The organism is Antarcticimicrobium sediminis (assembly GCF_004348975.1).
In the GTDB taxonomy this organism is placed as follows: domain Bacteria; phylum Pseudomonadota; class Alphaproteobacteria; order Rhodobacterales; family Rhodobacteraceae; genus Antarcticimicrobium; species Antarcticimicrobium sediminis.
Map to the genome: position 1 here is coordinate 99,470 of NZ_SMFP01000004.1, position 12,862 is coordinate 112,331.

A 12,862-nucleotide genomic window follows, 5' to 3' on the forward strand; every position below is an offset into this window, starting at 1 on the left:
GCCGACCTACAAGATCAGGAACTGGCGGGCCTGCAACGAATCGCTTTCCTGCCGTTCAGCGCATCAGGTGGCGCGCAGCTCTTCCAGCCGCCGGCCCATTCCCCTTCCAACCGCAGTAGCTAGGGGGTGAGACTGCTCTCGCGGATTCGGAAAACGTCCTCACGCTCCCCGCGAACGATTTGGCGAACCAAACCGCGGCTCAGCCCGGTCAGGCGAACGATGCGTTTGATGGGAGTGCCATCATCGGCCATCTGGCGAACCATTCGATTGGTCTGCTGGCGACGCAGGAAGCCCTCGTATTGCAGCCTTTCCGCCGCCGTCAGCAGCTTCGGATCGAGGGTATTCGCCCCGGTCGCCTTTCGGATGGCAGGCATGTTCCGCTGTACTGCGGACAGGAAGGCCGCGCTCACATTCTCCAACAGGTGCCAGCGGTCGGCTACCTGAACCGCCTTCGGCAAAGCCCTTGAGACTGCACTGCCATAGCCCCCGTTGCGGTCGCGGGCGACGACCTCGATCCCTGGGTGGACCCGCAGCCACGCCTCCACCGTAGCAGGCTCCCGGTCCGGAAGAATATCGATGACCCGGCGCCGCTCCAGATCGCAGATCAACGTGCCGTACCGCTGACCTTTGCGCCATGCCCAGTCATCGATGCCGATGACGCGGAGTTCGCTGCTGGCAGCCTCCGCCGTGCTTCGAATGCTGCGCAGAAAGGTATCCTTGCTGGCCGGCAGCTGGAGCCGTGCAGCAAGTGCCTGTGCTGGACGCCCGCCCAGTGCCAAGCCAAGGTGCCGGACCAGCCCTTGCAGACGGGAGGTGCGCCGCGCATACGGCCGGGTCACCGCAGGTGGGAACCGCTCCGCAAATATCTTCGCAGAGCAATTCATGGCGCGGCACCGAAAGCGACGAACCAGCAAGACCAATTCCACAGCCCGGCCATGAGCCGGCAGATCAGCCGGACGACGCCGATACCTGCTGTGGACATGCCGCGAAATCGTGCCGCAGTGCGGACAGGACGCCGCAGTTTTGGCGGAATGTGAATGGATCCGGATCGTGTTTTCGACAAGCTCGATCTGATCGGCCTTGAGACCTGCGGGTAGAAAATCCCGCCGTGAAAAGCGCAACGCCATCGGCAACCTCCGCGAAAGATGGCCGAAATATAGCGTTAGCCATGCCAGAACTGCACCAAATCTGCGTCAGAGCCAAAATTGCATGCTTGTTCACACCTTATCCAAACCCGCCGCTTCGATTCCCATTATGGTGCTCTATCCCGGCCAAGCCCTGCATTTGAAAGCCTCAACCGGGGCGCAGAGCGAAGGTTGAAAGCGCCCGGTTTCCAGGAGCGAAATGAACCGCACCGAACCGAACCGAACAGAACCGAGGCGATGCGGTGCGTTTGGAGAGTTTTCTCTGTGGCGGTTCTGCTTGTTCACGCTGCTCGCTCAGCATCAGCGCGAAGGCGGCCACGAGATATTCGTTCAGCCAGGTCACGCAGATGCTATTCGCGCTTGGGTTGACATGTCGCCATTCGTCGTTGTTCAGGTTGTTATGCACGATGGAGTTCGCTACGCAGAAGCTTACGAGCAGACGATGATACCTAATCGACAGCCACCACCAAGCTTGATCCAAGTCTGGTCAGGTTCTTGCTTCAATACAATCAAATCGAAACATGCCGCGCATCGTCTTCGGCACGACTGATCGACGAAGCGCTGCGAACAAAAAATCAGGTGCCAATGAGCTACGCGACTATCACGATCGGAGACCTTCTTGCGGATGTGAATACCAAGTATTTCCTGCCGGCCATCCAGCGTCCTTACGTCTGGAGTGCAGACCAGGTGATCACCCTGATCGATTCGCTCATGAAGGGGTATCCGATCAGTTCCTTGATGTTCTGGTCAGTCGATGAATACCTGAAGCGTGAGTTGAAGATCTACAACTTCATCGAGAACTGGAAGCCGGGCATGCAAAACCCTGCGGCTTCTGCGGATGGCCGAGATGTGACGCTCGTTCTGGATGGGCAGCAACGTATCACGTCGCTTCTGATCGCCTTGCGCGGCACATTCTCCGAAAAGATGAAATACAAGCGTCATTCAAGCGCAGATGCCTGGTCAGAAAAGACCTTGTATCTGGATCTGCTGAAGGATCCGGCCGAGGAGGAGGATGGTTCCGATCTCGGGGTGAGCTATGGTTTGCGGTTTCATACTCATCCGCCGCGCAACGATTATCGTCATCACTGGTTTCGGCTCGGCGACATTCTGAATTACAGAACCGACGCACAATTGCAGACGCTCATCGACGACACACTCGATAGCCTGCATCATGGCGTCACGGCCTATGAACGTGATCTCATCAAGACGACCCTGCGTCGCTTGCATCAGGTGCTATGGGTCGACGAGGTGATCAACTACTACACCGAAACCAGCCCTTCCGTGGATCGAGTGCTCGACATCTTCGTGCGCGCCAATGACGGTGGCACGAAGCTATCGAAATCGGATCTTTTGATGTCGATGATCACGTCGAAATGGGAAAACGGTTCCGCTCGCGACTTAGTGTTTGATTTCGTCGATCACATCAACAAGGGTCTGAACAGCCCGAACAAGATCACCAAGGATTTCGTCCTGAAGGCTTGCTTGGTGCTGTGCGGCTTCGACGTGAAATATAATGTCTCGAACTTCACGATGCAGGCGATCGCTGACATCGAGCGAAACTGGCCAGCAATCAAGGATGCGATCGAGCGCACGTTCCGGTTCCTGAACGGGTTGGGGATCACTGCGGAAAACCTCACCTCGTTAAATGCGGTGCTGCCAATTGCGTGGTATTTGTTCCACGCGCCGGGCGTGACGTTGCGCGGATCTTCGGAATTCGACCGACATAATGCCAGAGCAATCCAGAGATGGTTGATCAACAGCCTTCTAATGGGCGTATTCGCCGGCACGTCGGACCGTACAATCGCGGCCGCGCGTGCGACTCTGAAGGATACGAGTCAAACCAGCCGAAATTTTCCCGAAGTGCAACTTTATCACGCCCTCGCCATCGGTGGCCGCATGACCAGGCTGGATGAGCGCGCTATCGAGGAGTTGCTTGAGCTCGGATACGGTAAACCCAAGACCTTCTTGGCCCTATCTCTCCTCTACGATGATCTCGACTGGAACGGCATAATCTACCATGTCGATCACATCATCCCTCAGGCGAGGGCAACACGCCGCGTCCTGATGGGGATGAATTTGCCCGAACATCGGGTTCGAGAGATCGCAAGCGCAGTGAACCGGCTGGGTAATCTTCAGTTTCTGCCTGCGCATGAGAATATTGAGAAAGGTGACATGCCTTTCGACGCTTGGATCACCAGCCGGAGTGATGCCTATCGTGACCGCCATTTGATCGAGCACACACCCGACCTCTGGACGGCGACCATGCTGCCTGAGTTCGTACGGAGCCGGGAGCGGCTGATCAGGCAGAAATTGCTGGAACTGACCGAGCGGGTACCGGCCTGATGGATCGGGGCGAATTGAAGCGGTGCTGCCTTGGTGGTTGGACGAGCTCGCGCTTGAGCACCCGTCTGGGCAGCAAGGAAAGCTCGCTGCGCGTTATCTGCTTAGGCGTGCGGATGGTGATGCTATCGAGTTGATGTTCAAGAAGGGGCCGAAGACCCCGGCGAACCTATGGGTTATCATAAGCGGGTGTCCGGACTGACCGCTGGGCCGGGGTTGCACTTCTAGTCCTCCCCGGCCTCGGCGTTGTTCATGTCGAAAGGATCGAACGGCAAACCCATCTACGGGCGCCACTCAGCACTGACGTCCATGCGCGAGTTGGAGCATGCGGATTTGATTTGCTTCCGGATCGTGTCGATCGCGGATCTGGGCTGCATTCTGGATCATCTCCTGGGTTGAAGTCCGCCAACCGAAGCGGGATGCCTATCGCTGGATAGCGGATGGGTAGATCTCGACACCGGCATGATTCACTTCCTCGGCAAGGCGAGGTCGAAACCAAGAAACGCAAGGGCGTGGTGAGGATGCCTGCGACCCTCCACGGCGAAATGAAGAACTGGAATAAGGAGGGGAGCTATGTGGTTTCTTTCAAGGGCGCCCCGATTGACCGGATCGACAAGGCATTCCGTGCCGCTGTTGTGCGTGCAGGCCTGAAGAATGTCACACCTCATACCCTCAAGCACACTGCTGTCACTTGGGCGTTCAAGCACGGGATGACGCTGGAAGACGCAACCGCCTACTTCGCGACCTCACGCGAGATCTTGGAAAATGTTTACCGGTCCTACAGTCCGGATGCACTGAAGAACGCAGCAAACATCATGGACTGGAAAATATGATGCGTCTCGGTGCGGCCCTTCTCGAACAGGCTTGATCGAAATGGGCATTGTTACCAAGCGAAACGTTGCGAATATTGTTGCGGTAGGTAAGTCAAAAACAACAAAGGCGCCCGAAGGCGCCTTGTTTATATGGTCGGAGTGAGAGGATTCGAACCTCCGGCCCCTGCCTCCCGAAGACAGAGGGGCATAGGGTGGAGTCAATAAAACAAGGGGTTTCGGGGCCGACATGCGGCAAAAAACCCCGGAAATCCGGGGTATTTCTGGGGCGGCCCCAGAAACGTATCGCGCCACCGTCAGCTGATGGAAATTGCCGTGGATAAGGCGGCGGCGCCGAGCGCGCGCCGTGATGCTGGTGCGGCATCGCGCGGCGGTGGTTCTGGCGCGTATCATATCGACTTTTGGCATTGAGGGGCCACCCAGGGGCAATCTGGGTGTGTCGTGGACGAGCCTGTCGAGGATGGCGTCGGCGAAGGCTTCCGCCATGCCGTTGAGCTTGGGTTCCCGCTACTCGAAATGTCTCTTGAGCTTGCTCGTTGATGGCACTGGGAAAACTTTCTTCAGAACATTCTGTTTTTCAGGTATCTTCGCGGTCAAACTGAAGTTTGCCGCTTCCGAAACTCGAGATACCGCGTGAGAAGAGCTTCGATATTCCTGGCCCCGACGGGGTTTTGGCTGTGAACGGTGAAGCGGAAATGAAGCGGCAGACCAGCCTCATAGCCAGTCCCCGGCAGCGCCCCGATATCTCCATCGACGAGTTTGTGCGCGATGTCATGTCCGGTTGGCTCATCATCGCCGAGATCATGGTCAAAGCTGATGAAACCGGGCGGGCCGAATTGGGTCAGGATGGCCTCGACCTGGCGCGCGTTTCGCGCGATCTTCCACGACAGCCCATCTTCGGGAGGGAAGCGCTCGTCGTCAATGAAGAGTGCATAAGTCATTCAGTGAACTCCAAGATCTGATGCGCATGAGATGACGTTGGTCCGCCCGAAACGGCGAACCAACCAATAGCTCTACAGCCAATCAGAACCAAGCTCTGGCATGCCAGCCATCAGAGGACTTGCGTGCTTCGGCCACTCCCCCGTCGGGTTCGACCATGCCGGGAATGGCGGCGAATGCATCCCGGTCGAGCCAGGACGGCAGGTCAGTGTATTGGTAGGTGAATTCGACTTTTGCCGTGTTTTCGTTCTGCCCGTCGTCACCGTAGGTATATCGCGTGATCTCGACGACCTCAGGCGTACCGACACAGACCCCCTCGCCATCGGTCCAAATGTTTTCGCGCTCGCCGGCCGGGGTCAGATCGATCTTGTCCGCCGGGATGTAACCGTTTTTGACTTGCTCGATCTCGACAAGGCCCTGGGCCTCCAACCCGGCGAGGATCGGATCAAGGTCCTCGAACTCAAGGAAGTTGCGGTTGACCGCGATTGGAAATGTGACCTGCCGGGAAGAGGCGATGTTCCAGCATTTTTTCTTGCTTGCGAGGTCCGCGTTGATCGCGTCCTCGAAGTTGCCCTCAGGTCCGCAGGCCGAGAGGGAGAGTGCGCTCAGCAGCGCGAAGCAGGGAAAGAACGGAAGAGTCGTCATGGTTTTCATCGGTTTCATGTCTTTTCATGTGTCTTGGTGGCGCGGTGTTGTTCCGACGCGCCTGGTGTTTTCCCGGGCCGGTGTTGCCAGCGGCAATGGGGCCCATGTCGATCTGTCGGGTCATGTGTATCGATATCATTCGTTGCTCCTTTCAGGAGTTGGAGAGGCACCTTGGGCTCAGTGCCGAACCGGGGCGCAGGCCACGGCCTCGAGATCGTCGAGATGGCGTGCGACAACGCGCAGGTTCAGCGCCGGGTGTCCTGGCGGGTAGGCCGAGATGAGCCGGGCGACGACATCGACATCCTCCTGGCCCAGGTTCCGTTGAGCAGCCTGGTGTTCGACGAATTTCAGGAGATCCTCATCCGCCAACCCGTTCAATTCGATCACGCGACAACGAGACCGCAGCGGGGCCGGGATCGATGAGATGACATTCGCGGTCATGATCCAACAGATGTGGCTCATGTCGAAACTGACATTGAAATACGGGCATTCCCAGAACTGGGCACTGACTGGCTCCAGCAGGCCGAGCAACGAGGTGACGATCGAGGTCGAAGCGCCCGTTCCGGAGTAACAATTCCCGGCCTTGCAGATCTCGTCGACAACGACCACGGGATTGCCGATACCTTCTGACAGCATCGTTTCAACCGGACGGCCAGGCGCAGCGGACCCCCATCCGCGTTGCACACCCGCGACGGCGAACCCCGCGCTTCCGCCTCCGACGTCGATTGTCAGCTTTGGCAATCGTGACAGTGTCGCAATCCGACGCGCGAAGTGTGACTTCCCGATACCCGGCGGCCCGGCAACAATCACTGGCCGGTGCCAGAGCCCCAGCCCCCCACGGGCGATATGCTGTCGCGCGTCCTGCCAGATCGGTTTGATCACGGGCTGCATCCAAGGCATCTCGTGCATCAGACGAGACGCCATTTCATCGACGGCATGGACGGTTGACGGCCCGTTGAGCAAAACGCCCTCAGCGACGGTTTTCAAACGCTTTCGATCCTCCGCCTTCAAATGGGCAAGGCCGGAGCGGGCTTCTTGGTTTGCGACCAGGCGCTTGCTCCGCCGCCGGATCTTCGAGTGATCTCTCGCGGACAGATCAAAAGCGTCGCGCATGTAGAACAGCTCGTCGTCATCCGCATCAGCTGCCGTCGGTTCGGCAGGTTTGGTGTCGGCGCGACGCTTCCGAAGGCCGGTCAGAAATTCAGTGAAACGGCTTTCGATTTCGGAACCGGACAATGGGAACGTCCGGATGTTTGGCATGAAGGGTACTTTTGACATGGTAAAGGCCATCCTCGACAAAACTCGGATGGGACCGCGCGGCGGACAGAACAACGTTTGCTTATTTATGGAAAAACAAAATCAGACGCCCAAGCGGCCCCGTTGAAAACAGGGTTATGCAAGTATCGAGGATATTGAGCGTCTGAATGCCATGACGCAGATGAAGCACAGAGCATGAAAGGCGTCAAGAGGCGGAGTCCTCATGATGTTGCCGAAGGGGCGGGATTCACATAGTGGAGGTTCGATCGGGTCCAGTCCGAAGCCTTCTTTGCGCATATACCGAACGACAAATTGGTCAGTGCACAATGCCTCATTTCGCAAAGCCGTCTCAGCGACGCGAGGTCATGCGCCACATCCTCCAGACGTCGCGGGTTCGTCATCCGGGGGGAGGCCAGTCCACGATAGCCCTGTGATTAAGGCGTTCTCGCAGCAGCGCCACACCAGAACTGCCCATCAGTAGATCGGTCCTACTTTCGATACGAAGCGAATGGTTGAGACCTGGCGAAACCGGATTTAGTGTTCCCCCCACGCGTGCATCTGATTCTGCGGGAGGTCATTTTAGAAGAGTGATTCCAAATCACCTTCAGTCGTAGGCGACATTCCCGCACGATTTTGGTGAGTCAGCCGAGCTAAGGAAATATGGATGAAGGGAGAACTCAGGTCTGAGACCACTTTACGTGACGTCGCCTTGGTTGAGCCATCTGCGCATTGAACCCATCTGAGTCGACGCGAGCTTTCTCCCCAAGGAAGATTGATGTAGAAACAATTTCTTCTATAGTTGTGCAGATGCAACACCAGATAGGGATTTGTGCTCCACTACTTTCTCCCGATTCAACAGAAAGATATGGAGTGGTTAAAATCCACGGAAAGCCACTATGAGAAACGAGTTCACCGAAGAATCCCTCTTTAAGCTAAGGGGTGTAAAGTCATTGACGTTTATGGGGTTTACAAGCTTCCTGCTGTTGTCAATTTTGGTCGCGCTGGCGGTTTTTTGGGCTTCTGTATGGTTGATGGGAAATCCAACAAAAAGTGTTCAGACGTTAACTCTTGGATTCGTGTCGCCGCTCGAATTTAAGGAAAACTCCGAGCAAGTTGCGGCCTTCATTGGACTTGTCGTTGGCGCGGCAATTTCTCTGGCGGGAGCCGTTGTCGCTGTATACCTCGCGAGTATCGCGTCAGACCTGCAACGACAGCAATTCGAACTTGAGATGATGACGTTTCTTGATGGCGAGTTTGAGAAGGCAAGGCTGGCTCTATCGACGCGAAAACGCGCTTTAGCGCGCCTTCAGGACTTCGTGATGCGACGGGATCATGTACTTCAGGCGGTCTTGGAGAGAGGTAAGGGCACCTATCGTGCGACCTTGAATGCCTTGGCACAGGCGGCCCGCGATGACAAATTGCCCGAGGAAATGTTGATAACTCTTTCCGAACTTTCGAACGCCGCGATAATGGAGCAAGAAAGTCGGCTCGCCTCATTGCTGCGAAAAAATGCTTTCATAGAGGTGCGAGAAAGCTTTGAGAAAGCAGTGTGCCCTAAAGTGTTTCGAATGTCACGAAATCTGAAAGAAAAAGTCTCCGACCTGAACAAGCAAATCAAACAGCCTGACTACCCCGAAGGATACCATCAAGTTCACATGCAAGTTGATGATTATTGGGGGAAAAAATCAAAAGAACTTTTGGCAGATGATTACTTGCCTCTATTCTCAGATATGAAAGCTAAGGTGACGCCCGAGTTGATAGCAGAGACTTACGTGGTGGGTTACAATCTGGCTGCCTATGACCAGGGCAGGAAGTTTGCATTTGCGCCCAGAGACTTTGCCAATAGAGAGATTCGACATGGCATGGGCTCAATTCTGTCATTTCAAGAGTTCGATTATGTCGTCTTGCAGCCCAAATTTTCCTTGAATGGCAGTGGGGAAAAACCGGATGTTCACAAGAGGTACGTCGCGGCAATTGGTGTAGCAGATCTATTAAGGTTGTTAATGAGCAATCCAAAACGCGAAACCATTGAGAAAACCGTTGGTGATTATGCAGGCGCCCTCCTGCCTGAAGGTGCAAAGATGAGCCGCAGCTTGCAAAGATTCGTTCACAATCGGGCATTACAGATTCAATCGGTCGCGACGGAGCTCTTTGGCTATCAGGAAATATTAGGCGATAGGTTTGAAATTCCAGTCGTTGATTTTGAAATCACCCCCAAAGACTAACATAGGTGTTCAGGAGAGAGAGAATGCATGATAATAAATTCGGTAGTAAAATGGCGATTCAGGTAGATCCCATTGGATTTCAGGTTGGAGCGCGTCTTATGCGTGTCGGTCCGGAAGGCGGCACGAAAGAGGTGGCGCTGGTTATCAAAGAATCTGAAGCCGATCTTGCCTCGTCGTGGGGAAGAGGGAAGTACCAAGTAGGACAGGTGAACCTGTATTCACCCGAAACGCAACGCGGGCTGTTCAATCTCGGAATTTACTCTGGGTCAGACATTATCCTGGAATTAAATTTGGCTGTCATATCAAAAAGGGGAGAAATTTACGAACTACTCGCCGAATTGGTGGGTCAGGTTGCGCTTCATGTATATGTCTTCGATCAAGCTGGAAGGTCGATTGAGTTGATTGAACTTAAAAACCCATACAGACTGGAGCAACATAAGATTTTCGATGATCTTCCGGACATTGAGCTCGAAGATATGGCGGTCATACAGCGCATGATGGATGAAGCTTTCGACATCGCGGATCAGGAAACGGTAGCCTCGAAGCTGCAAGACTCGGCGGGCGGGTCCTGACCATTGAGCAGTCGGAGTTGCGTGCGCCCTTCGTTGGACGAAGGGCGCGCGATTTGTTTCGCTCCGCGATGAAGCGCGGACCGAGGTGATGATCATGGAGCGTAATTTATCACTCCTGAACAAGAGTTTCAGGCTCGGATCCTGACGATCTGGATGTTAATCGGCATTGAATGCTGACCCCTTTTCGGCTTGCAATGTTTGCTCTGAATCAATTTAGGTGCAGCTTGAGGGGGGCCTTCCTATCAGGACGCTGCAACGAGTCGGGCTCTGAGCAGGTCGATGTTCGCTCGGCCATACATCTGACGTTTCAGGGGCTTGAGACGATTGATTTGGCCCTTGGTTTACCCGTTTGACCACGGTTCACGTAGTGCTGCGATGACGGCAGCCTGATCCCGCCGGAGATTGCCAATATGCTATGTGGACATCGCCGACGCTGTTGATCTTCCCCGGCTTTGTTGATGGCATGGATGCCATCAACAAAGCATCGCCGTAGATTCCGACGGGACGTTGTCTCGTCGGAATTCGCGCTGGTGATTTTCCGGTTCAGGGGTAACCGGATCCAGTCTTAGGGTGGGTCAATGAAAGCCACTGCTTTCATTGTGTTGTTTGCCCCGTCGGTGGCCAGAGCTGTCGGAAACCGCCATGGTCGGTCTCCTCCGATGGTCAGTCACTCCGCAACTTCACCTCTGCCAATCGCGTCCACGGAGGAAGCCCGTCATCGCCGTTGGGGGGTGATCACGTCCCCGCAGCGCGCTGCTTTGTGGTGATGATGTTCGATTGTCTCGGCGCCGGTTTTTCGGAAGACCGTTGCGGCCTCTTTTCTCTGGTCTTTTCGCCGAGTGGCGTACTGATGCGAAGTCACGTGTTTGAATGTCCGTCGTATGGAGGACGTTGGTACGACTTCTGATGCCGAAAAACGATTTCTCGAAGTTTTTTCTTTATCAATCCAGTACCGAAGAGCTGCTCTGGCGCCACTGCCTTTAATCGACGTTTTTCGAAGAAAGTTCAGGCATTTCCATCACATTTGAATAGGGGGTCCTGTTCACGCGATCTGGGGTCCTGTTCATGCGACCATGGGGTCCTGTTCGTGCGACTTTGGGGTCCTGTTCATGCGACCTGCTCCCTGTAATGCACGGTAACAAAAAGGGAAATCAGCCCCCGAATCAAGAGAATCAAGAACCCCCTGAAAAGACGGTCGGCTTCGCGACCGTCGCGTATGGGGATTGCTTGTTTGGTTGCTTTCGAAGCTCGACCTCGAGCGCGCGGATTTTTCCAGTGTGGCGATTTCCTCGCCTGACAGCACGGCACTATTTCCAATCTGACTTTGGGCCTGGGAACTCTGGGATCATGACCGAAGACGCGGGATGGCACATGGCAGGTCAAGTACATCTGGCGCGGTGTGCTGAACAGCAGGTCCATGATTTTCTTCTTCGCCGTTTGCGCGACCGGCCAATATCCAAACCGAACACGGAACAATGGAGGAAAATGTCTCTCTGGCCAGGTCCTGAAACCGATTTTTCTGACGGCCGTGACTGAATTTGTGCCGTCCTATCCGACGCGGCCCTCGGGTGAATGCCCCGAACACAATCCTAAGGAGGTTCAACATGAACTCAATCGTTTTCACCGATTTTGTCACGCCCGCTTCAGGCGCTTCTCGTCACAACACTGCCCTGGGTCGCTTCGGCACTTGGTTCGACGCCGAGATCGGCAATCTCGAAGACCTGCTCGACATTTCCGGTCATGAAGATGCCATAGATGACTTGGAAGTTCTGCACGCGCTTCAACTCGATGCGGACGCGACCCCTGACGATGTCGGACGGCTGCTTTCGAAAGCTCTGGCGTCGCTTGAGCGTCTGCTGGAGCGCGTACGGACGATCCCGATCGAAACCGCTGGTCCGGCCTCTTCGGATCTCGATGTGTGGGTGTGCACTTCCAGAATCCGGCTCGAAGACATCGTCGCGGCGCTGCGCGACGCGCAGGTGGTCAGAGGCGGGGCGGGGGTGCCGGGCAAACGCCCGGGGTTTTATCATATCTCATAGGACTGGTTATCGGGTAGTAACAGAGACATGCACGAACTTTTCAACACCATCCCCGATCCCGACGTCGTTCTCACCCTCGAACCTGAGGAGCTGGCGACCACGCTGCTGATGCTCATGCGGGCCAGAGGTGTGTCCGAGACGTTCAGCCTTCACAACATGGTCGGGGAAGTTCTCTACGAAGACCCGAGTCGCGGGATCTCAGGATGTCCAAGGGACCGCTGGCCGGATCTGGAGCTCGCCGTCTCGGAGGCGTTCGCCTGGATGGAAGCCCAGGCGCTTCTCGTGCCGCAGCCGGGCTCCCATGGCGGGTCTTGGAAGGTGCTCAGCCGCCGTGCCCGGCGATTCGAGAGCGAGCAGGACCTTCGATAGTTCGAGATGGCCCGGCGCTTGAACAAGGATCTGCTACATCCGGCGATCGCCGAGAAGGTCTGGCTGGCCTTCGTGCGCGGGGACTTCGCGGAAGCGGTGTTTACCGCGATGTGCACCGTAGAGGTGGCTGTGCGCGAGGCTGGAGGGCTCGCGCAGAAACAGGTCGGCACGAAGCTCATGCAGGCCGCCTTCGGCCAGGGCGGCCCGCTCCGGGACCCAGAGGCCAATGCCGCTGAGCAGGACAGGCTCATGCATCTCTTCATAGGCGCCATGGGCTCCTACAAGAACCCGTACTCGCACAGAAACGTGGCCCTGGAGGACGCCGGCGAGGCAACCGAGATCGTCACTCTCGCCCGCCACCTGCTGCGCATCGTAGACGCGCGGCGGCCAGCGCTGCAGGAAAGACAGACAGATGAAGCGTGATCCGGACATCGAACGATTGGCCTGCAGGCCATCGAGGCCTTTGACCACAGGTTTGACACTGCCGTAGCGGTATCGCCG

At 56.0% G+C, this 12,862-nt stretch carries 12 protein-coding genes and 2 pseudogenes; 8 read left to right on the forward strand and 6 right to left on the reverse strand.

Annotated elements, in window-relative coordinates:
- Positions 1 to 122 precede the first annotated feature (122 nt).
- Positions 123 to 1,127 (reverse strand): annotated as a pseudogene (locus E1B25_RS07860) (ISL3 family transposase); the annotation flags it as partial.
- 166 nt (positions 1,128 to 1,293) lie between these two features.
- Positions 1,294 to 1,626, reverse strand: a complete 333-nt coding sequence (locus E1B25_RS07865) for a hypothetical protein (RefSeq protein ID WP_132828221.1) — start codon at positions 1,624 to 1,626, stop codon at positions 1,294 to 1,296.
- A gap of 104 nt (positions 1,627 to 1,730) precedes the next feature.
- Between E1B25_RS07865 and E1B25_RS07870 the strand changes: the two genes are divergently transcribed.
- The 3 genes from E1B25_RS07870 (at position 1,731) to E1B25_RS07880 (ending at position 4,318) form a co-directional block, all read left to right on the forward strand.
- Positions 1,731 to 3,488: a DUF262 domain-containing protein gene (locus E1B25_RS07870; protein WP_132828529.1), complete on the forward strand. Its 1,758-nt coding sequence runs from the start codon at positions 1,731 to 1,733 to the stop codon at positions 3,486 to 3,488.
- Positions 3,489 to 3,737: 249 nt separating this feature from the next.
- Positions 3,738 to 3,884 carry a hypothetical protein gene (locus E1B25_RS22515; protein WP_245510647.1) on the forward strand — a complete coding sequence of 49 codons (147 nt, stop codon included), beginning with the start codon at positions 3,738 to 3,740 and terminating at the stop codon, positions 3,882 to 3,884.
- Positions 3,885 to 4,006: 122 nt separating this feature from the next.
- Positions 4,007 to 4,318 carry a site-specific integrase gene (locus E1B25_RS07880; protein WP_132828222.1) on the forward strand — a complete coding sequence of 104 codons (312 nt, stop codon included), beginning with the start codon at positions 4,007 to 4,009 and terminating at the stop codon, positions 4,316 to 4,318.
- 590 nt (positions 4,319 to 4,908) lie between these two features.
- Here E1B25_RS07880 and E1B25_RS07885 read toward each other — a convergent pair.
- From E1B25_RS07885 to E1B25_RS07895, 3 genes are all read right to left on the reverse strand, one after another.
- Complete coding sequence (locus E1B25_RS07885; protein ID WP_132828223.1) at positions 4,909 to 5,256, reverse strand: cyclic-phosphate processing receiver domain-containing protein; 348 nt, start codon at positions 5,254 to 5,256, stop codon at positions 4,909 to 4,911.
- 82 nt (positions 5,257 to 5,338) lie between these two features.
- Positions 5,339 to 5,917, reverse strand: coding sequence for a helix-turn-helix domain-containing protein (locus tag E1B25_RS07890; protein ID WP_132828224.1), 579 nt, complete (start codon positions 5,915 to 5,917; stop codon positions 5,339 to 5,341).
- A gap of 159 nt (positions 5,918 to 6,076) precedes the next feature.
- Positions 6,077 to 7,177, reverse strand: coding sequence for an AAA family ATPase (locus tag E1B25_RS07895; RefSeq protein WP_165937581.1), 1,101 nt, complete (start codon positions 7,175 to 7,177; stop codon positions 6,077 to 6,079).
- Positions 7,178 to 8,052: 875 nt separating this feature from the next.
- Here E1B25_RS07895 and E1B25_RS07900 point away from each other — a divergent pair.
- Entirely contained in the window at positions 8,053 to 9,381 is a 1,329-nt protein-coding gene (locus E1B25_RS07900; protein WP_132828226.1) for a hypothetical protein, read from the forward strand.
- A 23-nt stretch (positions 9,382 to 9,404) separates the two neighbouring features.
- A complete protein-coding gene (locus tag E1B25_RS07905) occupies positions 9,405 to 9,953 on the forward strand; it encodes a hypothetical protein (RefSeq protein ID WP_132828227.1) in 549 nt (182 codons plus the stop codon).
- Between the two features lie 242 nt (positions 9,954 to 10,195).
- On the opposite strand, the pseudogene E1B25_RS22520 reads toward E1B25_RS07905, so the two are convergent.
- Positions 10,196 to 10,357 (reverse strand): annotated as a pseudogene (locus E1B25_RS22520) (ISL3-like element ISMdi2 family transposase); the annotation flags it as partial.
- Between the two features lie 1,200 nt (positions 10,358 to 11,557).
- On the opposite strand from E1B25_RS22520, the gene E1B25_RS07915 reads away from it, so the two are divergent.
- Genes E1B25_RS07915 through E1B25_RS07925 form a run of 3 tightly spaced genes read left to right on the forward strand, consistent with a single transcriptional unit; the run spans position 11,558 to position 12,784 of the window.
- Positions 11,558 to 11,992 (forward strand): hypothetical protein, encoded by a 435-nt coding sequence (locus tag E1B25_RS07915; RefSeq protein ID WP_132828228.1) that lies wholly within the window; start codon positions 11,558 to 11,560, stop codon positions 11,990 to 11,992.
- Positions 11,993 to 12,019: 27 nt separating this feature from the next.
- Positions 12,020 to 12,361 carry a hypothetical protein gene (locus E1B25_RS07920; protein WP_132828229.1) on the forward strand — a complete coding sequence of 114 codons (342 nt, stop codon included), beginning with the start codon at positions 12,020 to 12,022 and terminating at the stop codon, positions 12,359 to 12,361.
- Positions 12,362 to 12,379: 18 nt separating this feature from the next.
- Positions 12,380 to 12,784, forward strand: coding sequence for a TIGR02391 family protein (locus E1B25_RS07925; protein WP_165937582.1), 405 nt, complete (start codon positions 12,380 to 12,382; stop codon positions 12,782 to 12,784).
- The last annotated feature ends 78 nt before the right edge of the window (positions 12,785 to 12,862 follow it).